20 protein-coding genes and 2 pseudogenes are annotated in these 19116 nt (G+C 50.1%); 14 read left to right on the top strand and 8 right to left on the bottom strand.

Annotated elements, in window-relative coordinates:
* The 5 genes from CPT76_RS18640 to CPT76_RS18625 form a co-directional block, all read left to right on the top strand.
* On the top strand, positions 1-389 hold a 389-nt coding region (locus tag CPT76_RS18640), incomplete at its 5' end, for a LacI family DNA-binding transcriptional regulator (RefSeq protein ID WP_146116351.1).
* A 278-nt stretch (positions 390-667) separates the two neighbouring features.
* Positions 668-1120 (top strand): extracellular solute-binding protein, encoded by a 453-nt coding sequence (locus CPT76_RS39995; protein WP_258168578.1) that lies wholly within the window; start codon positions 668-670, stop codon positions 1118-1120.
* Entirely contained in the window at positions 1068-2030 is a 963-nt protein-coding gene (locus tag CPT76_RS18635; protein ID WP_258168577.1) for a type 2 periplasmic-binding domain-containing protein, read from the top strand. The genes CPT76_RS39995 and CPT76_RS18635 overlap by 53 nt, the downstream gene beginning before the upstream one ends.
* 109 nt (positions 2031-2139) lie before the next feature.
* Positions 2140-4053: a DUF5711 family protein gene (locus CPT76_RS18630; protein WP_105443892.1), complete on the top strand. Its 1914-nt coding sequence runs from the start codon at positions 2140-2142 to the stop codon at positions 4051-4053.
* A gap of 19 nt (positions 4054-4072) precedes the next feature.
* A complete protein-coding gene (locus tag CPT76_RS18625) occupies positions 4073-4972 on the top strand; it encodes a carbohydrate ABC transporter permease (RefSeq protein WP_105443891.1) in 900 nt (299 codons plus the stop codon).
* Positions 4973-5093: 121 nt separating this feature from the next.
* On the opposite strand, the gene CPT76_RS18620 is transcribed toward CPT76_RS18625, so the two are convergent.
* The 4 genes and pseudogenes from CPT76_RS18620 to CPT76_RS39985 all read right to left on the bottom strand — a co-directional run bounded on the left by CPT76_RS18620 (position 5094) and on the right by CPT76_RS39985 (position 9074).
* Positions 5094-5570 carry a MarR family transcriptional regulator gene (locus tag CPT76_RS18620; RefSeq protein ID WP_105443890.1) on the bottom strand — a complete coding sequence of 159 codons (477 nt, stop codon included), beginning with the start codon at positions 5568-5570 and terminating at the stop codon, positions 5094-5096.
* 188 nt (positions 5571-5758) lie between these two features.
* Positions 5759-6808, bottom strand: coding sequence for a flavin-containing monooxygenase (locus tag CPT76_RS18615; RefSeq protein WP_105443889.1), 1050 nt, complete (start codon positions 6806-6808; stop codon positions 5759-5761).
* Between the two features lie 231 nt (positions 6809-7039).
* On the bottom strand, positions 7040-8365 hold the full coding sequence (locus CPT76_RS42170; protein WP_374954662.1) for a DUF4855 domain-containing protein: 1326 nt from the start codon (positions 8363-8365) through the stop codon (positions 7040-7042).
* Positions 8332-9074: pseudogene (locus tag CPT76_RS39985) on the bottom strand (DUF4855 domain-containing protein). The gene CPT76_RS42170 and the pseudogene CPT76_RS39985 overlap by 34 nt, the downstream one beginning before the upstream one ends.
* Positions 9075-10065: 991 nt before the next feature.
* Between CPT76_RS39985 and CPT76_RS36720 the strand changes: the two are divergent.
* The 3 genes from CPT76_RS36720 (at position 10066) to CPT76_RS18600 (ending at position 11495) form a co-directional block, all read left to right on the top strand.
* Positions 10066-10338, top strand: coding sequence for a hypothetical protein (locus CPT76_RS36720; RefSeq protein ID WP_145022703.1), 273 nt, complete (start codon positions 10066-10068; stop codon positions 10336-10338).
* Between the two features lie 259 nt (positions 10339-10597).
* Complete coding sequence (locus tag CPT76_RS18605; RefSeq protein WP_105443888.1) at positions 10598-10912, top strand: DUF3888 domain-containing protein; 315 nt, start codon at positions 10598-10600, stop codon at positions 10910-10912.
* Between the two features lie 115 nt (positions 10913-11027).
* Positions 11028-11495, top strand: coding sequence for a DinB family protein (locus CPT76_RS18600; protein WP_105443887.1), 468 nt, complete (start codon positions 11028-11030; stop codon positions 11493-11495).
* Positions 11496-11579: 84 nt separating this feature from the next.
* Here the strand turns inward: CPT76_RS18600 and CPT76_RS41515 are convergent, their stop codons facing one another.
* The 3 genes from CPT76_RS41515 to CPT76_RS18590 form a co-directional block, all read right to left on the bottom strand.
* Positions 11580-11894, bottom strand: coding sequence for a sigma-70 family RNA polymerase sigma factor family protein (locus tag CPT76_RS41515; RefSeq protein ID WP_308737613.1), 315 nt, complete (start codon positions 11892-11894; stop codon positions 11580-11582).
* Between the two features lie 6 nt (positions 11895-11900).
* Entirely contained in the window at positions 11901-12443 is a 543-nt protein-coding gene (locus CPT76_RS41510) for a sigma-70 family RNA polymerase sigma factor (protein WP_308737612.1), read from the bottom strand.
* A gap of 68 nt (positions 12444-12511) precedes the next feature.
* Positions 12512-13177, bottom strand: a complete 666-nt coding sequence (locus CPT76_RS18590) for an NAD(P)H-dependent oxidoreductase (RefSeq protein WP_105443886.1) — start codon at positions 13175-13177, stop codon at positions 12512-12514.
* A gap of 227 nt (positions 13178-13404) precedes the next feature.
* Here CPT76_RS18590 and CPT76_RS18585 point away from each other — a divergent pair, with 227 nt between their 5' ends.
* The 6 genes from CPT76_RS18585 to CPT76_RS18565 all read left to right on the top strand — a co-directional run bounded on the left by CPT76_RS18585 (position 13405) and on the right by CPT76_RS18565 (position 18297).
* Entirely contained in the window at positions 13405-14187 is a 783-nt protein-coding gene (locus tag CPT76_RS18585; RefSeq protein ID WP_105444132.1) for a class I SAM-dependent methyltransferase, read from the top strand.
* 641 nt (positions 14188-14828) lie between these two features.
* On the top strand, positions 14829-15917 hold the full coding sequence (locus CPT76_RS18580) for an amidohydrolase family protein (RefSeq protein ID WP_105443885.1): 1089 nt from the start codon (positions 14829-14831) through the stop codon (positions 15915-15917).
* A gap of 28 nt (positions 15918-15945) precedes the next feature.
* Positions 15946-16356: a Rieske (2Fe-2S) protein gene (locus CPT76_RS18575; protein ID WP_105443884.1), complete on the top strand. Its 411-nt coding sequence runs from the start codon at positions 15946-15948 to the stop codon at positions 16354-16356.
* A gap of 132 nt (positions 16357-16488) precedes the next feature.
* Positions 16489-16827 (top strand): Rossmann-fold NAD(P)-binding domain-containing protein, encoded by a 339-nt coding sequence (locus tag CPT76_RS39980; RefSeq protein ID WP_258168576.1) that lies wholly within the window; start codon positions 16489-16491, stop codon positions 16825-16827.
* On the top strand, positions 16776-17471 hold the full coding sequence (locus CPT76_RS18570) for an NAD(P)-dependent oxidoreductase (protein ID WP_258168575.1): 696 nt from the start codon (positions 16776-16778) through the stop codon (positions 17469-17471). Before CPT76_RS39980 ends, CPT76_RS18570 begins: the two co-directional genes overlap by 52 nt.
* A 226-nt stretch (positions 17472-17697) precedes the next feature.
* Positions 17698-18297 (top strand): short chain dehydrogenase, encoded by a 600-nt coding sequence (locus CPT76_RS18565; RefSeq protein WP_105443883.1) that lies wholly within the window; start codon positions 17698-17700, stop codon positions 18295-18297.
* Positions 18298-18504: 207 nt separating this feature from the next.
* Here CPT76_RS18565 and CPT76_RS18560 read toward each other — a convergent pair.
* A pseudogene (locus CPT76_RS18560) lies at positions 18505-19116 on the bottom strand (DUF421 domain-containing protein); the annotation flags it as partial.

Raw genomic sequence — 19116 nt, 5'->3', positions numbered from 1 at the left:
TCGTCGACGGAGAAGACGAACGGGCGGAGATGGGGGAGGAAGGGTTCAAAAGGCTGATGAAGCTGCCGGAGCCGCCAACGGCGATATTCGCCACAAGCGACTATAAGGCTTTCGGTGCGATGAACGCGGCGAGAGAATCCGGGATGAACATCCCCAAAGATATAAGCATTATCGGTTACGATGATGTGAAACTCGGCGAGTATTCCTATCCAAGGCTCACCACGGTGAATCAGAATACGCGCAAGATGGGACAGAGGGCGGCGGAGATTTTGCTGTTTGAACTGGAGGAGGATCATTCGTCCCTGGTGAAAGACGAGATCGTTCCGACGCTGATCTTGCGCGACAGCACCGCTCCCTTATCGACGAAGCAGCGCATCAGAAACAACTAAATTGCAGAGCTCCCGGTTAACGGGAGCTTTTTTTCAAGAAAGAAGAACATGTTCCCCGGTCATATATCATCCTTATCCCGCCAGCAAAACTTCGGCTTTCCACAGCGTGTTTCGCAATAAAAACTATTGCAATAGGCAAACTCCTACAGTATACTTTGTTTATCAAAGTATACAAAATTTAAAACGTATACTTACAGCTGAAGCGTATTCGTTCAAGTTTATTGCAATTGAAAGCGCTTCATATCATTCATGACCATTCGAAAATAGGGGAGATCAACGTGAACAAAAGGAAGGGATTCATCGTTCTCTTGAGTATTGTGATGCTTTTGGCTTTATTGTCGGCATGCACCAAAGCAGCTCCCACACCACCAGACAATCCAGGCACCGCAGAATCCAATCCAACGGGTGAGGATCAGGGTAAGGAAGATGCCGGGAAGGATCCGGCCGCGTCACAGCTGACAGGAAATATTAACATTTCCTTGCCGAATGCATCGGCGTCAGTATGGAATGCGGTTACCGAAGCGTATATGAAGAAAAATCCGGGAGTGAAGGTCAAAGTCGACAACAAGCCGGCGGAAGGCTACAAGGAATGGCTGACAGCTCAATTTGCAGCAGGTGTGCCGGATGTTGACCTGGTTACAAATAACGAAGTCGGTGGCCTAGTTAACAGTAAAAAATTTGGGATGGCTGGTGCGGATCTATGCCGATCAGTACATGCGCGATTACATTAACATCATCAGGTCCCAAGAGCAGGACTATACTTACGTCCCTGAGCTCGACGAACAATGGAAATACGATCTGACAGATCCGTATAACGATTCCAACAGTAAGGTGACCAAAAACGAAATGCGGCTGTGGAAAGCTGTTAAAGACAAAGAAGGTCCCTTCAAAATTGCCGGCAATCCCCAGTGGAAGGCTTACTCGGAAAATCTGAAAAAACTGTTCGATTATGTGCCGGACGGATTTTTCGGAGTGAAAGAGGACCAGGCTTACAATCTGTTCCTGACGGGAAAAGCGGCGACGATGTTAGGTACGCCGGCCTCCTACTGGCAGCTCCCTAAAGATTTCGCGGATGAGGAAAAAACGGGTGCCACAGGAGGCGTGAAGCCTTTCGAATACGGATTCTTCAACATGCCTTCCATGGAAGGACCTGAGGTGATGGCACCGGCCCGTACGATCCAGATTCCGATCGGATTCTACGGTTTCGTCAATAAAGACGCGAAGCAAAATGAACTGAACGTGGATTTCATGATGTACCTGACGAGTCCGGAAGGCTACGCCGTATATTTGGATGCGATCCAGAAGAGTGACGACGCCTCCCTCTCAGGTGCACCGGCCATTAAAGGCATTACGCTCCCGGATGAGATGGCGGCGGCATTCGCCGACTTCAAGCCGATTGGAAATACCGAAGGCTATACCAGCGCCGCGAACAATCTGGCTCGCGGAATGTGGGATTACCAGCCCTCCGTGCAGGATTGGGTAGGGCTCGTACAGCGGTACTTCAGCGGTAAGCTGACAACGGATCAATATTTGGAGCAGCTGCAGGCGAATATCGATAAATATATGGAACCTGCTATGAAAGAAGCCAAGAAAGAACTCTCCGACCTGGATCACCCCGAGCGGCGTCCGCCGCAGCGTTAATCACTTTTTCACACAGGTCTGCACATGCATTTGCATGTGCAGACAACGTATGATGACCCGAGGAAAACAGGCAATTCGTAAGGATGACGGATAAAAAGGGAGGTTCATCATGAGGAAAGCCCCATGGATATTTCTTGCACTGGTCCTGCTTCTAGGGCTTGTCCCGGGCGCAGCACTTGCCAAAGACCATTGGTCCATTGAAGGAGCGGGGAATATCACCTCCCTCTCCGTATCAGCGGATGGGAGCCGTGTGGCCGTTGGGGGTCATAATGCGAAGGCATTTCTTTACGATTCCGAAGGCAATCCCATCTTTGAGGTTGAGGCCGGAAATGTCGTTACAGGGGTAGCACTTCTGAGTAACGGCACCTTTCTGGTTTCATCGGATGACAGGCATCTGTATGCGTATGACGAGACAGGAGGTCAGCTGTGGGATTCAGATCTGAAGCGGCAGGTCAAAAGCTTGGCCGCATCGCAGGACGGGTCCACCATCGTTCTCGTTACCCAGCGCAGCAAAGATCTGGTCATTGTGGATCAAAATAGCGGAGAACAGACAGGCAGCATTCCCATCGGTTCCCTATTGAAGGAAGTGAGCGTATCGGGCAGCGGACAGTGGATCGTTGCCGCAACAAGCGACCAATTCGCCTATCTCCTGGACAAGGATGGCAGCCTGCTGTATAAATTCAGCGCGGATAATCAAATCCAGGCGGTGGCCGTCTCAGACAATGGCCTGGCTGCTGTGGGTACGGCTTCCAATAAGGTGGAATTGTTTGATCAGAACGGTAGCGTTAACGGCTCGATTAACACGCGGGACATCGTGACCGATGTCGCCTTTTCAAGCGATGGGGAACGGATCGGCGTCTCGGATTTATCCGGTAACTACTATATTTTCGACGGGCACGGAAAGCAGCTGTGGGAGTCAAAGATCACTGGGGAAGGCCGGGGCGTTCAATTTGACCGGGAGGGCAAGACGCTGTATTCGGGCACCAATGACGGAAGGATTTTTAAGTACGATGTAGGCAGTGTCATCGATCAAGCGGCAAGCAAGGCACGCCTAAACGCTATGCTTTGGGCTGCAGCCGGTGTCTTGGCGGTCGTCCTTATTCTGCTGTACTTGAATTACCTGAAGAAGCGCAACCGGCTGGTTATTTTCCGCCAGATATGGAAAAGCAAATATATTTACCTGGGCTTGGCACCGACCTTTATTCTGGTGTTCGTATTTCTCTATTACCCGGCTTTTTCGGGCTTATTCCATTCCTTATATGACTGGCAGCCAGGGGGCAGGACCACCTTTGTCGGCTTGGCCAATTTTGAACGAATGATTCATGATCCTTATGTCATTAAGGGGATGGGCAATCTGGTCATTCTGATCATCACCGGTTTGATCAAAGCGATTATCCCTGCACTCATTACCGCTGAACTCATATTCCATCTACGCAGTAAACGTCTGCAATACGGCTTTCGGACGGCATTTACCGCATCGATGGTTATTCCGGGTGTGGCCCTATTGTTGATTTGGCAAAACCTGTATGATCCGAACGTGGGTCTGATCAATAACGTCTTAGAACTGATCGGGCTTGGTTCCTGGGCGCATGGTTGGCTTGGTGACCCTAATACCGCCTTGTGGGCTATTATTTTTATCGGGTTTCCGTTTATCGGCATCCTGCAGCTGCTGGTGTTTTACGCAGGTCTGCTGTCCATTCCGAACGAGCTGATCGAGTCCGCAAAAATGGATGGGGCCAATCTTTGGCGGATTATCCGTTCCATTCATTTGCCGCTGCTGGGCGGTCAATTCAAGTTTCTGATCATTTTAACCCTCATTGGCATTATTCAGGATTTTAACGGCATCATGATCGTTACGGGCGGCGGTCCCATGGACTCGACTTATGTACCCGCACTGCAGATGTATTATGCCGCCACCAAGTTTAACGATCTCGGGTATGCCTCGGCGCTCGGTGTAAGCATGTTCCTGGCGATCCTTGCGATTACGGTTGTGAACATGAAGCTTATTAAAACAGAAGATTAAGGAAGGAGGAGAGGCATCGATGTATACCCAAACGGATACAGCGGCAGAAAGCGTTGGCCCCGTGAAAAAGCTCAGAAAAAACGAAGGTTGGCTCATTAAGTATCTCAGTTTCCCTCAGATCACCATCATCGTGCTGCTGTGCGTGCTGGTCATCCTGATGCTGGTGCCGATTCTGTTCATGATCGTCAGCTCCTTAAAAAGCAATGCGCAAATTCTCGGCAATTTCTGGGGACTGCCTTCTCCGGCCAAATGGAATAATTACGGCGCTGCGTTCACCAGTATTTGGCGATATATGGTGAATTCCATCTTGTATGCGGTCGGAGCCAGTGCTTGTGTCATTCTGCTCTCTTCCATTTCAGGATATATATTCGCCAAAAAAAGCTTTCCCGGCAAAGAACTGCTGTTTATGATGATGCTGGCCATGATGATGATTCCGGGTGTGTTAACGCTGATTCCTTCGTACGTCCTGTATAATAACCTGGGACTAACGAATACACCTTGGGTGATCATTATTGCCGGTGCAGCCGGCGGGCAAATCTTCGGAACCTTTTTGTGCAGGAGTTTTATGTCCGGCATCCCCAGCGAGCTGTTTGAAGCGGCCCGGATGGATGGAGCATCGGAGATTCGTGTATTTTTTCAAATCGTCATCCCGCTGTCGCTGCCGATCCTGGCCACCTTGTTCATTATGCAGGCTGTTGGCGTGTACAATGATTACATTTGGCCGCTGCTTACGATCAGGGACAGCAGTCTTCAGGTGGTTGCTGTCGGCCTTACCGTCTTTACAAAGCAGTTCGGCATCACCGATATGGGAACGCAGTTTTCGGCATACGCCATCTCCTCGATCCCGTTAATTTTGATTTTTTCTTTCGGCATGAAATATTACATTCAGGGCATGACGCAGGGGGCTTTGAAAATGTAGCGTGTGAGATGAATCGTTTGATCAATGTAGCGCTCTCGGCGCTGTGCTCACTTCAACAAAAAAAGCAGCCGGGGACTACCGGTTGCTTTTGATATTTAGGGGTCGTTTGCGGTGGTACGTGTCACCGATAGAAGTCAACCATGTCTGCAAACAGGCGCTTGATCAAATCAAGCTCGGCATCGCTGTACCTTCCCAAAAACTCGTACATTCTCTGCTTTTCCATCACATGGAGCTCATCATGCGCAGCAAACAGCTTTTTGCCGGCAGGAGTTAACCGAAAGTACACTTCCTTTTTGTTATCGTTGAGCTGGGCTTTCCGCACCCAACCGGCTTTAAGTAATTTGTTCGCGATCTTGGAGGTGTTCCCTTTGCTCAAATTCATCTTTTCCGCGATGGAAGTGACATTGATCGGCTCCTGCTCCCCGATGCACGCAATGGTGTGCAGTTCTGTCATGTTCAAACTGAATTCGGCACCGATATGCTTCCTTATATCTTCGAGATAGGTTGCGGAGATTCGGGATTCGTATTCTTCTTTTTGTTGAAGAAACTGAATAAAAAAATCATGAATTGCGGCTTTGCTTTTATCTGCAGTGTCCATGGTTCATGCTGGCTCCTCGACTCATTTTTTTTAGTATATCATAAATAGTTTCCTGAGAAATAATTACGCATACTTCTAGGCAAGATTGACACGTCGAGGGTGGCCGATACAAGGGAAGCCGGTTTCAGACTTTTGTTTGCAAGCGAAAAAAAGAAGTGCTAAACCTAGATAAGTCCCGGCGAGAACAGTTACATTGACTTTAAATCATTATTTATGTATTCGGCGATACGTCTGGCATCCTGCTGTACCCACCCCAAAAGAGCAGACCCTCTGCAGTTCAGCCACGGTAGACCGATAAAATATAGGCCAGGAATATTAGAAATACCTTTGAACTGGGTAATTTCTTGATGTTCATTAAACAGATGATTGATTTGGATCCAGGAGAAATCCGGCCGGAACCCGGTTGCCCAAATGATATTGTCAGCCTCAACATGTTGGTCGTCCGCAAAAAATACAGTACGTGACTCCGCGCTGACTGCCCTCGGGAATAACTTGATTTTCCCTTCTTTTAATCGTTGTTTTAATTGGAATCCATAGATTTGTTCAGGTTGTTGGCGTAACCACTCCCCGCGTTTGGTGTGATTTCCTGCCTGTAAAAAACCCAATTTGTCGTAATACCAAAAAATGCTCTTTCCCAATATGTACAGAGGTTTAAAATGGAGCTGGTTTGATGCGGATAAATAGACATCAAAGTCATTAGACAGTTCTACAGCGATTTGTGCACCTGAATTTCCTGCTCCCACGACCAACACGCTCCCTGGTGTAAGCTGGCCGGGATTCCGGTATGCGGAAGAATGAAGCTGAGTCGTATCATTGGAAATGGACTGGCTGATGGCTGGAACATACGGTTTATGAAAAGGCCCTGTAGCCACGATTACATTTTTGGATTGAATCGTTCCTCGGCTAGTCTCCACCTCAAATCCCCTTGGGATGGAGGTTAACGATTTGACTTCCGTATCCAACTGAATCGGAAATTCAAAGGTTAAAGCGTATTCCGATAAGTATGCGGCAACTTCAACTTTTGTAGGGAGACCCTTTGGATCCCCAGGCAGATCAAGACCAGGTAAACGGCTGTAATTTCTGGGTGTGAATAATTGTAAGGAATCGTATCTGTTGCGCCAGGAATCGCCTAAAGCTTTGGCTTTATCGATTAACATAAATGGTATTCCTATTTGCTTTAAGAAGTAGGCAGCTGCAAGACCAGCCTGCCCGGTACCAATAATCAAGACATCCAGCATAGAAACTCCCCCCATGAAAATTAATGATTTATTATATAATACATGATCACTTGTTCATATGTAAATGAAATGATCAGAATCTTCGCTTAAAGCCAAGTCCAGATATATGGAAAAGGGTGGGATTATACCGATGCGAAGCAAGCAAGAAAGAAGACTACCGGTTAAACGGCAGTCTTCTTCTAACAAGGACTATATGGATGACAAGAGGAGAGTTATCTTATGGCAGAGTTCCTACTCCCTTGACCCCGAGAGGTTATAGATCCCAAACTCATAAAAGGAATATCCATAATCGGTGGCTCTTTCAATCCCCTGAAATTTAACGTACCTGGCTGTAACGGGGGCAAAATGGACCGTTTCTTTGCCATCATGGGCCGTAATGATGCCATCATTGTCCTGGATCACGCTGGTCCAGTTCTGCTGGTCGTCGGAGACAAGGATTTTGTAGGTTTTGGCACGGGCGAATTCCCACTCGACTCGGACCGTATCGAAGGTTTTGGCTTCGCCTAGGTCGACCTGAAACCAGCTGTCATTCACGTAGTTGCTCGCCCATCTTGTCGATGAAAACCCATAGTTGCTCGCCCATCTTGTCGATGAAAACCCATCGACGGCATATTTCGGCGCCAAGGTCGAAACGGAGCCTTCGACGGAAGAGGCGGTTGCGGTTTTATTTTCCGCAAGGTTACCGGCGAGATCATACACCTCTTCTTTCAGCGAAGCATAAGCCGTATCCGAAACGATACGATCCGCATACAGTTGATCCAGCTTTGCATTGAAACCTTTGAGGAATTTGTCAAACTGCGCCGCATTCTTTCCTTCAAAACGCTTCATCTGGTCCAGCTGTGCGTTCAACGAGCGGGGAGCCCCGGGCGTCGTGAACTGCTTTTGCTCGGCGAAGAGATTCACATGAGCTTTCATCGTGTCAGCGGTAGATGCCGCCCGGATCGTGTAAGCCGTCGTTTTGGATTTGGCAGCCGCCACGGTAATGGCCAGTTGATGCTTACCCGGCATTCCCTTCAAATCAATCGGCGTTCCCGGGGCGTAGGGTTTGCCGTCGAAAGTGGCCGTAACCCTCGTCAAACCGCTGTCATCGTCTTGGACTTCCCATGTGAATGCAACTGTTTCAGTATTGGGTACAACCACATCGCCATTTAACTTTTGTCCGTTGATAAATACGTCTGCTTCAGGTGGTGTACTGTTATGAATTTCGTATGTTCCGTTCAAGTATTGATACAGCCAGTCATACATGAGACGCAGGCCGGGATCTTTGCTCACCGCCAAATTATAAACCGCATTATTTCCCTGGTAATAAGCTCTGAATCCCTTTTGCATCAAGCCGGTTGCGGCGCCGCTGTTCAAGTAATCGATATAACGCTCCCGGAATACGCCGTCCTGCAGCATCCGGTCATCAAATTCGACTTCGTTCGACATTCCGTAGCGCTTTGCAGTATCTGCGGCATCCTCCAGCCGGTCTTGATCCATGCCGCCAAAGAAATAGTTCGGTTGAAGCGCCGCGGCATCAAATCCTACGTCTTTCCACATATAACTTTTATAAGCCAAAGATGGGGGATCCAGAAAAATTTCAGATTCATGTCATGGACCTTGCCGCTCACGGCTTTAATCAAGCCGGGTCCCGTTTCGCTTGTGCTGATTTGTTCTTCCAGCCAGTACATGCCGACGAGCTCCAGGTTGGAATAATTCGCGGCCTGCCATCTTTGCCGTACCTGATCCAGCCACCACTGAACCGCTTTTTTCTGTTTTCGAGGGCTTTCTCTTGTCCGACGACAGAGGCATTAAAGCTTAACGATTCCCCTGACCCGTCCACATCGCCAAAATCGTTTAAAGATTCCCCTGGATTCGGAATCATGAGCACAACCTTCTCTTTATAATCAGGTTGGTTCAGCTTGGACCCGACTTCCTTGGTCGCCTCATTCAACTGCTGCATATCTCCCGCAGCCGCAAAGGTTTTGTCCAAATACCAGGTCCAGTCCCCCAGATTTGTTTGCCCAAGACCGAAATCCCGGCCGGCAGGGGAAGCAAGCCCGAGATATAATACACCGTCAAAAAGCCAGTCGGCAGGTTCCCCGTTCTGATCCACGTAACTGATGTTCGGGATGATCCGTTCCTTGGTCCAGTCCCCCAAACCATCCGCATACTGTCCGTTATACAGCAGATTCAGATTCCGGATCCCGCCCGTAGCGTCGCCCGGCTCCAAAAAATGAGGCTGCTCAGCGGGAACCTTTACCGCTCCGTCAATCTTTCCGTCCATGCCCATAATTTCAATTTCGTCAATGTATTCCCATAGGGTAGGATGCATCGTGAAAATGACTTTTACATAGCGGGCATAAGCCAGCTTGCCGTCCGCGCTTCCGCCTTGGATTCCGTCCCGGCTGCCGTCCCACGCAAACGTTTCCTGCCTTGGCGGTCCATCTCCCCAGAGCAGTTGGGTGGCGTTATGGGAGAGAAGGCCCCAATTCTCCTTATCGTCCGAGACATACATAGATACCGTCAAAGGTACGAGGATGGAGTTGGCTGGGTAATCCTGAAAAAAATGGGCGGTTATTTTTCCGATCGACTTTTCCTCACCCAAATCAAACACGACTTCACGCGCTTTGCCCCGAACATGTCCTACCCAGGCCAGGTCCTTCATATCCAATTGTCCATATTTCCCATCTGTAAGCTTATTCCCGGCGTCAGGATGCGACGGATCCGGGGCTTCAGACCATTCATAAGGGAGTCCAAGGGCAAGATTACGGAGCTCCGGCTGCACCTCATCTAGTGGTGACGCTGGATCTTCCGCCGGGGAAATCCCTTTTGCCTGTATCGTCGGAACCAGCTCGCTCGCTTGGGCCGCGGGAACCAGCGACACCATCATGACTGCAGCCATTGCAACCGCTGCCCATCTCTTATACCAACTCATTAAGTTCAGCTCCTTTTCTCGGGTTAAGAAACCGCTTTCAAATTTTGGTCAGCATTTTCTTCGAATCAAACTTTCCGCCACCCCCTCACTGCGATTCGATCTGACAGGTGTAAGCCATGGTGACACCCTTCCGCATGTTTGATGGTAAATGGGGCCATATAGGCAAGGCAAGCAACATTTTTTGATGCGTTCGCAATATTTTCATAAGGCTGGAGGGAGGGGGATTTCATTGTCTTTTTTGTGTGTGTCGGTGTATATTTTGGTCTGGTTATGCTCGGATCCAAGAAATCTATCATTCTCGCGAATAGAATACATCATAGATTTAGAGGAGGTGAGATCCATGCCGAAAAAACCACGGGTAAAGCAAGGGGACGACTTGATGATCGTTGCCGATGCCTATGTGTTGTATTCCCAAAACATTTCTTTAAACACGGATGCATTCAGAGCGGCCGTACGTACGCGGAATGCACAAGCCGTCCGCAATATTCTCGGACTCCCTAGACCGTCTTCCATCTCGTTCTTTACGGCTCAAGACGGGAGACGTTGTGTCAACATTGTCTTTTCTTCAGGAACAACCTCAGGCAGATTAACGATCTGTGTACCTCGCCAATAGTTTTTTTAGCGTAGGGAACTCCAAGCTAGACAGCTTGGAGTTTTTTGATGTTCACTTGTCGTTCGGCCGAAGTGAATAAACCGCTTTTTAGCTATAGAGAATAATCGATAAAGAATCATACGAGGGGATGAAGGTTTGAAGCGAAAATTATTGATTGTATGGATATTGCTCCTTCCACTGACTATTTAGTTCAGGGACAACTTGTCTTGCGAGTGCCGATTACCCGAATGAGGATTCTAGAGAGTTACAGTATCAAGACATGCTGATGTTGTTTCTATTACCATACATAGAAGAACGGCTGCCGGATATTTACGAGCCTTTATTGACGGTGACTCCAATGTTATATCCTTATATGGCTGAAGTGGTTGAGGTAAGACGCGCAAATGGTTTCCGAGGGTACTCTTTCAAATGCACGATAGAGGTTGTCCCTACTGTTGGTCCTCACATCCCAGTAGGTAAGGATCGCTTTACCTTTGAAATATCCGTTAAAAAGGTGAAGGTCATTGGGACCCAGCATTTAAAAGATCCTGACAAAGATCACTTTCCGCCAAATTATGCGGATGTATTAAGATAATCATCGCTATGTCATGCGAACTGAGCATAGAAGGAAATGGGTCCAGGCTGGCGAACTCCTCAGATAACCTGAATTTTGATAAGGAAAATTATGGTGTGAGGGGGCGTTTAAGGAAATGAAAACGATTCGCAGCATGTACGAACAGCTCTATTGGGCCGACAAGCGCATACTGGATGCGCTGGAAGCTGGCGGGGAGGGGGAATCCGAAGCCGAAGCGCTCCGGCTGCTAAGTCATACTCTGCGTGCGGAGCAGGTGTGGTTCACCCGGCTGCAGGGACAGGACAGCAACCACCTGCCGCTTTGGCCAAATGACAGTCTGGATGAGTGTAAACGTCTTGCGCAAGAGATGCGGGAAGCCTTCAGCGCATATCTCGCCGAGCTAACCGACGAACGTCTGGACGATGTAATTACCTACACCAACCAGTACGGGAGGTCGTATCGGGCATCCGTTCAAGACATTTTGACTCATCTTGCGCTGCATGGCCAGTATCACAGGGGGCAAATCAACATGAAGCTGCGCTCCGCTGGCAAGGAGCCGGTCAACGTGGATTATATTACATTTGTGCGCCTGCAGGGACAGTAATACCCCGTTCTCGCTCAAGCGAAAAAGTCATAACCACAGATCGTGGTTATGACTTTTTTGGATGACCGGTGCTCAGTTCGTACGCTAGAAGATAAACCCCAGCTTGTCGGGGTTTCGAACAATATAGATGTTGTGGATCTTCCCATCTTCGAAGTGAAAGAGCAGCACTCCATTGACTGCGGTGTCTTCCGAACGCAGCAGTATGGCAGCTTCTCCATTGACTTGCCCCATTTCGACAGTCGTTCCTTCTCCAAACATGGCTGCTTTGCGCATGCCGCCGAGAAGGTAACGCCCGACCCGTTCCCGGGAGACAACCGGATGGACCGTTGCAACCACTTTGCCGCCACCGTCGGCAACCAGCACGACATCTTGGTCCAGCAGCGATAAAAGCTGATCCATGTTCCCTTACTTGAGGGCTCCCATAAATCCATGAACCCACTGCTGGCTCTCAGGGTGGATCTGAACGGGCTCATCGGAGATCCGTCCCATCTTGGCGCTCGCACGGCTGAACAGTTTCCGGCAGCTCACTTCGCTTTTTTCCATAAGCTCGGCGATCTCGTTGTAATGGAAGCCCAGCGCTTCGCGCAGGATGAACACGGCACGCTCGGAGGTCGTCAGGTTTTCCAGCAGAACAAGTATTCCGTAAGAGAGGAGATCATCCCTTTCCAATGCTTCCGTTGAATCGTCGTTTAACATGAGAAAGGGCTCTGGAAGCCATTCCCCGTAATATTCCTCCCTTTGTTTTCGTGCCGATTTCATCATATCTTTACAGTGGTTCGTGACCATTTTGCACAAAAAAGCCTTGGGCTGTGTTAAACGTTCCCGTGGGATATCATGTACCTTCACAAAAACATCCTGCACGGCGTCTTCCGCATCGGAAACCGAACCTGTCAATTGATAAGCAAGCTTGAATAACAGCTTCTTGTACTGCTTGTAAAGATCCTGCATCCGACTTGCTCCTTCCGCAGCTGATTTTCTATTTTCACCTTAAAGGAATCAGGGCTTTTACACAACCTTTACCGCCACTCGACGATCTCATCGAGGCGCTGCCTTGCTTTTGGACGTTTGGGGTCCTCTTGCCGGTATCCGAAAGCAACCATACAGGACACGCCGAAATCGCCGTCACCGATAATACCTTCGTTTTGTAAAATAGAGGTCACCTGCTTTTTATCAAATCCTTCGATGGGACTGGAATCGATGCCGATTTGAGCCGCGGCTGTCATCATGTTGGCCAGTGCGATATACGTTTGTTTGCATGCCCATTCAAACAGGAGACGGTCATTATTTTCGAGCTCCGTTTCGATGAAGGTTTTATAGAACCCGGAAACCCGCTGCACTACTTCTTCAGGCATATGCTGGATGTCTTTCAGCATTTTCATGACATGAGCCGAATCATGCCTTAAGCCTTGTCTGGCCAAAATCACAACAAAATGGCTCGCCGTAGGCAGTTGTCCTAGGGCTCCGCCCGTGACAGGTTTTAACTTTTCGCGGAGCGCCGCATCCTGAATCACGACGAACTTCCAAGGCTCAAGGCCAACCGAACTCGGAGACAATCTTCCTGCCTCCAAAATAAAGTGGAAGTCTTCATCCGGGATTTTTTGGCTGCTATCAAATACATGGCAAGCATGTCTGAATTGAAAAGCCTTTAAAATTTCTTCTTTTTTATTCACCGCTGCGATCATATGGGATCAACCTTCTTTCGTGGGTTTACACATATAACGAGGTAAGGCTGGCATTTGTGACCGCTGCTCAAACGCGACTCTTGGTTCATTTACAATACAGAAGTACTGTGTTAAATTTAATTTTGTATCAACAAGTGGTATCTAGTTTCATTCTGTGAAACATATTAATGGCTATTGTATACAAATCGATTTGGATACTGATCACGATTTAAGGGGGAGAGTCGATGATGGATGAGTCGATGAAGAACCAGGTAAAGCAGCAATTTTCCCGGAATGCGGATAAGTACGTGACGAGCGCAATCCATGCCAAAGGCGAGGATCTGGCCTGGCTCGTGTCATGCGCCAAAGCCAACGCGAATATGAATGTGCTCGATATCGCAACCGGGGGAGGACATGTAGCCAATGCGCTTGCCCCGCTGGTTCGGCATGTAACGGCCTGTGATTTAACCCGTGATATGCTGGCGGCAGCAGAACGCTTTATCGGCGGAAATGGACACACGAACGTTAGCTACATAACGGGAGACGCGGAGCAGCTGCCTTTTGAAGATGAATCCTTCGATCTGGTGACCTGCCGAATCGCTGCGCATCATTTCACAGATGTTCCGGCTTTTGGCGCTGAGGCTCTGCGGGTTGCCAAACCTGGAGGGAAACTGCTCTTCATAGACAACGTAGCTCCCGAGAAGGACCCTTTGGATCAATTTTATAATGATATCGAAAAGTTACGGGACCCGAGCCATGTCCGGGCATGGAAGAAATCGGAGTGGATTCATTTGCTCGAAAGCACCGGCTTCCGCATCGAGATGGCCGTCTGCTTCCCGAAACCGTTCCGGTTTCAGGATTGGTGCGAGCGGGCAGGGCTTCCGCAAGCGGAAAGAGATGCTTTGGAGAACAAGATGCTGCAGTCTGCAGAAGGCATGCGCAGGTTTTTCTCGATATTTTCTGATGAAAACGGCAGGCTTTCCAGCTTTTCCGGAGAATCCGTCTATATTCAGGCTGTCCGGGTGGAGTAACAGACGGGCTCCTGCCGCTGGGCGGCTGCCACGCCTTAACTTATCGATAACGGATGGGTCGGCCGCCATTCCGTTTCCCACTTGAACTGGGAACCAGGTGACGGCCGAAATATTGATCCTAAACTTAAGACAGAGATTCTGAGGAGGTTGCTGATCTGAAAGGAGTCGTTCAAAATGTTCTTATAGGAGCTGCAGTATTTGTTGTAGGATTAATCGTTATTTTACTTCTTACAAGCTCTGATATGGATGCAGAACTGACCTATTATGCGGCGATTGCTTACGCCCTTTTGTACTTAGCAAGCGTTATATCCGTTTGTACCGCGGTTGTCATCAGAAAGATCAATTCAATAAAGAAAAAAGAATCTGATTCATCTATGGGGTTATGACGAGCAGCAATTAAGAACGCCGGGAATGATAAAAATGTACATCATCAGGCAGGAAATGGCGAAAAAACGGATAAATGATGTAATAGCGCACATAAAATGAATTGGATCGTTATTACCGCTGACAACGCAGCGTTAATTGGTTTTAGAAGAATACGCCGCAGCACGGAAGGGTCATGCAAAGAGGCCGGCGGAATTGCCGCTTGTTTTTGTATGCGCTTGCAAAGAGTCTACTACGTTAAGGAGGTTGAGGAAGTAATGGAGCAGCAGGTACAACCCGAAACGAAGAAAACGAGGGGCGGCCGGACCTACGGCATTATCGATTGCGACGTTCATCCGTCCCCCATAAACACGGACGAAATCCGGTCTTACATGTCCCAGCCGTGGAAAGACCGCTATCACGGAAGCACGCGGGGCTTTTTCGGCAATCCAGTTCACGGCGCGCGTCTGGACGCGACGCCCCCAGGGGGCGGCCCGACCGGCTCCAACCCCGATTTTTTGCGGGAGCAGCTCATCGACAAATATGGCCATGCGTATGCGATTTTGCTGCCGCGTGCTTTCTGCAATCTTCAACCCGACCCTGATTTCGGAACCGCGATCGCTGCCGCATTCAACGATTGGCTGGCCGACACTTGGCTCGGCAAGTACAACCATGACGGCGTGTTCAAAGGATCGATTACGGTCAACCATCAGGACCCGCAGGCTGCTGCTCGGGAAATCGAGCGATGGGCCGGGCACCCGCATTTCGTCCAAGTCATGACTGATTCGGGTGCCCGGGCCCCTTTCGGACAGCGGCAGTATTACCCTATCTACGAGGCATGCGAACGCCACGGCCTTCCCTTCGCCATCCATCCGGGCACGGACGGCATGGGTATCAACATCCAGCCTTCTCCCGGTTACCCCACGCATTATATCGAATGGCATACCTGTCTTTCCCTGGGCTTTCAGGCCCATCTCGTCAGCTTCCTTACTGAAGGCGTGTTCGAACGCTTCCCGAATTTCAAAATCGTCTTGACCGAGGGCGGCGTCGCTTGGCTGCCCGGATTGATGTGGCGCCTCAACGCGGAGTATAAGGCGCTACGGTACGAGGTTCCGTGGATGAAACGCCGCCCGAGCGACTACCTGCGAGATCATGTCCGGCTCTCCTCCCAACCGCTGGAGCGGCCCGATGATGACCGCGAGCTGCTGCAGATGCTGGAGATGATGGACGCGAAGCACATTCTGATGTTCGCGAGCGATTATACGCACTGGGATTTCGATTCGCCTACGCAAACCTTTCCGAGACTGCCTGAAGAGATGCACCGGCGGATTTTCTTCGAAAATGCACGCGAACTGTATAACCTATAACCTATTCGGCAGGGAGGAAGCGTGAGAGATGGGTAGACATGTGATCGGAGCCGCGGCGGAACTGCCTCCGGGCAAGAACAAGATCGTGATGGTCGAAGGACGTTCCGTCGGAGTGTTTAACGTAAACGGCAGCTATTATGCGCTGAAAAATGCCTGTCCGCATCAAGGCGCCCCGCTGTGCATGGGCCGGGTGACCGGGATGACCCTGCCGTCCGAGCCGGGACAGTATTTGTATGGAAGGGACGGCGAGATTTTGCGGTGTCCGTGGCACGGCTGGGAGTTTGACATTACGAACGGCAAGTCGATCTTTGATCCGCATAAATGTCTGGTAAAGACTTATAAGGTGGAGATCGAGGAGGGGCATACCGAGGAAGAAAGCCCTTCCGTTGAAACTTATGAGGTCAAAGTGGAGGATGCGAAGATCGTCGTCTATATTTAACGGGGACGAACGGTATGAACCCGGGCTGAAGGTATCAGTCGCAGCGGCCGACAATTTCGGGAGCTTGGCAAACATTTCGCCGTATGCGATGATGGGTTCATATATTCGCTCGGGAAGGGGAAATAACGGATAATGAAATGCGCAATTCTGGACGATTATCAACAGGTTGCCTTATCGATGACGGACTGGTCCGCCGTCGCGGAGCGCGTCGAGCTCCGCGTATTCGATCATCATTTCGATGACGAGGAGGAGCTGGCCGTCGCGATCGAAGATTGCGAGATCGTCGTCATTATGAGGGAGCGGACGCCGTTCCGGGAATCGCTGTTCCGGCGTCTGCCGCGCCTGAAGCTGCTGGTCACGACAGGCATGCGCAACGCCTCGGTCGATCTGGCCGCGGCTGCGGAACGAGGCGTCGTTGTATGCGGGACGCGAGGAGGCGGCGAGGGGACGACGGAGCTGGCAAACGGTTAGGGCTGCTCGGCCTCGGCCATATCGGAAGCAACGTCGCGCGCATCGGGCAGGCGTTCGGCATGGAGGTTATGGCCTGGAGCCAGAACTTGACCGCCGACAAAGCTGCCGCCGCGGGAGTGAAGCTCGCATCGTCGAAGGACGAGCTGCTGGAGAGCAGCGATTTCGTCTCCATCCATGTCGTGCTCAGTGACCGCACGAGAGGGTTGATCGGCGCGCGGGAGCTTGGACTCATGCGTCCGTCCGCCTACCTCATCAACACCTCTCGGGCACCGATCGTTGACCGCGAGGCTTTGATCGAAGCCTTGCGCAGCGGCAAGATCGCGGGTGCCGGCCTGGACGTATTCGAGCAGGAGCCGCTGCCTGTGGACGACCCGCTCCGGACGATGCCGAATGTGCTGGCCACGCCGCATATCGGTTACGTTACCGAAGCGACCTACCGCGCCTACTTCCGCGGCATCGTCGAGGCGATCGATGCGTACCTGAAAGGCTCGCCCATCAATGTGATTGGGTACGAAGGCAATGTCATCACGCTGGACATGTTCAGCCGCTGTCTCGAGCTTGGCGCATACGCCGCCGTCGTAGGCGGTGCCATTATGAGGCCGAAGGAAATTACGTTCCGAATCGTACAGGCATCTGCGAGATGATTTTTTAATGGATTTTGTGATCATTTTAAATCCCTGGTTCGTCAGTATCTCTGATGGATCCAGGGTTTTTATTTTCATATGGGGGAATTTTTTGGAGCAGCATATTCAGATACGCCAAACCAAATCAGTGCAGCCCACATTGATGGAAATTCTCCTATTGTGTTAAAATTTCTTGTGTTTGTTCAATCAGATTGCCGAATAATAGCTGGCACAGGAGGGTTCGAACATGAAAATATTGATCGTCGGCGCAACGGGTACGCTTGGAACGGCGGTTCGCCGTGAATTGGAGCAGAGCCATGAGATCATTACGGCCGGACGCAACGGGGCTGACGTCACCGTCGATATGTCGGTACCCGAAAGCATCATCGCCATGTATGATGCCGTTGGCAAGGTGGATGCGGTAATCTGCACCGCAGGACAAGCTTACTTCGGTCCGCTGCAGGAATTAACGCCGGAACGTAATGAAATCGCGGTCTTAGGGAAGCTGAAAGGACAAATCAACCTTGTGCTGCTGGGGTTGGACCATGTAAATGATCGAGGAAGTTTTACCCTGACTACCGGTATTATTATGGACAGTCCCATTGTAGGCGGAATCTCATCAGCGATGGCGGGCGGTGCCATCAAAGCCTTCGTACAGTCGGCAGCCATTGAAATGCCAAGAGGAATCCGGATCAACAACGTCAGCCCAAATGTACTGGAGGAGTCCATGGATACCTATGGACCTTATTTCCCAGGCTTTGAGCCTATACCTGTTAGAAGAGCTGCCTTAGCGTTCCGGAAAAGTGTGGAAGGTGCCCAGACCGGACAAACTTATACGGTCTATTGAAGTAAGACGGCCGAAGCGAATGTTGTTGTCCGTAAAGTCGAAGCTAGCTTAACGAATGTAGCTGTCAGCGAACAAGAGCTTTGGCAGATATGCAGAGCCAGTGGTTGGAGGATATCCAGCGACTGGCTTTTTTTATGCAGTTCCTCGTTCTGCTATTACCTCGACAGGATCCGAAGATTGGCAAATCGAATGATGGAACCCCAGGTCCTACCCGCCGCTAGCGTCTTTGTCATAAGTCTGGACGTAAATACCGTCCCCTTCCTGCCATTCGGCGATCAGAACGTCTTTATAATCGGTTATGTGATACGGTTCCAGCTGTGCTCTCAACCAGGATTCGTCAAATCCGAGATCCTTGATTTCGTCCCATAACACCTTCCCATCGCGGATAATCGTTACGGGAACGTACACCGGTTTGTCAGGCAGATTCATGTCCTCCCCGGTCGTTTTCTGATACTTGGATTTTTTAAAATGCTGAGGGAGCCGTCGGCCTCCAAATAGCAGAAGGCGACCTCCCGAATCGAGAAGGTTTCGCTCTGGCGGAGCAAGCTTTGCAGCTGGTTTATGTTCATCCGGTTTTTCTTCAGCGCCTGAAGATCCAGGACGCCGTTTTTGATCAATGCAGAAGGTTTGCCTTCGAATATACCCCGGAAAAACAGCGATTTTTGCCCCAAGTATTCGATAACGACAAGCAGCACTCCCCACAGGCAGATGGAATAGACGATATAAGACAACCCGACTTTCGGTTCATACAAGGCGTTTCCGAGCAGCTCTCCAAACACGATGGAGGCGATGAAGGTGAAGGGGGTAATTTGTTTGATG

Source organism: Paenibacillus sp. AR247 (genome assembly GCF_002968895.1).
Lineage (GTDB): Bacteria > Bacillota > Bacilli > Paenibacillales > Paenibacillaceae > Paenibacillus_AQ > Paenibacillus_AQ favisporus.
The sequence above is the reverse complement of the archived record's forward strand: the minus strand, read 5'-3'. Positions and strand labels throughout refer to the sequence as shown.

Excerpts from the sequence above, each read along its gene's own strand:
- CPT76_RS18630 (WP_105443892.1), top strand. The coding sequence starts at position 2,140 with ATGAGGAAAGCCCCATGGATATTTCTTGCACTGGTCCTGCTTCTAGGG.
- CPT76_RS18625 (WP_105443891.1), top strand. The coding sequence starts at position 4,073 with ATGTATACCCAAACGGATACAGCGGCAGAAAGCGTTGGCCCCGTGAAA.
- CPT76_RS18620 (WP_105443890.1), bottom strand. The coding sequence starts at position 5,570 with ATGGACACTGCAGATAAAAGCAAAGCCGCAATTCATGATTTTTTTATT.
- CPT76_RS18615 (WP_105443889.1), bottom strand. The coding sequence starts at position 6,808 with ATGCTGGATGTCTTGATTATTGGTACCGGGCAGGCTGGTCTTGCAGCT.
- CPT76_RS36720 (WP_145022703.1), top strand. The coding sequence starts at position 10,066 with ATGCCGAAAAAACCACGGGTAAAGCAAGGGGACGACTTGATGATCGTT.
- CPT76_RS18605 (WP_105443888.1), top strand. The coding sequence starts at position 10,598 with ATGCTGATGTTGTTTCTATTACCATACATAGAAGAACGGCTGCCGGAT.
- CPT76_RS18600 (WP_105443887.1), top strand. The coding sequence starts at position 11,028 with ATGAAAACGATTCGCAGCATGTACGAACAGCTCTATTGGGCCGACAAG.
- CPT76_RS41515 (WP_308737613.1), bottom strand. The coding sequence starts at position 11,894 with ATGGATCAGCTTTTATCGCTGCTGGACCAAGATGTCGTGCTGGTTGCC.
- CPT76_RS41510 (WP_308737612.1), bottom strand. The coding sequence starts at position 12,443 with ATGCAGGATCTTTACAAGCAGTACAAGAAGCTGTTATTCAAGCTTGCT.
- CPT76_RS18590 (WP_105443886.1), bottom strand. The coding sequence starts at position 13,177 with ATGATCGCAGCGGTGAATAAAAAAGAAGAAATTTTAAAGGCTTTTCAA.
- CPT76_RS18585 (WP_105444132.1), top strand. The coding sequence starts at position 13,405 with ATGGATGAGTCGATGAAGAACCAGGTAAAGCAGCAATTTTCCCGGAAT.
- CPT76_RS18580 (WP_105443885.1), top strand. The coding sequence starts at position 14,829 with ATGGAGCAGCAGGTACAACCCGAAACGAAGAAAACGAGGGGCGGCCGG.
- CPT76_RS18575 (WP_105443884.1), top strand. The coding sequence starts at position 15,946 with ATGGGTAGACATGTGATCGGAGCCGCGGCGGAACTGCCTCCGGGCAAG.
- CPT76_RS39980 (WP_258168576.1), top strand. The coding sequence starts at position 16,489 with ATGAAATGCGCAATTCTGGACGATTATCAACAGGTTGCCTTATCGATG.
- CPT76_RS18570 (WP_258168575.1), top strand. The coding sequence starts at position 16,776 with ATGCGGGACGCGAGGAGGCGGCGAGGGGACGACGGAGCTGGCAAACGG.
- CPT76_RS18565 (WP_105443883.1), top strand. The coding sequence starts at position 17,698 with ATGAAAATATTGATCGTCGGCGCAACGGGTACGCTTGGAACGGCGGTT.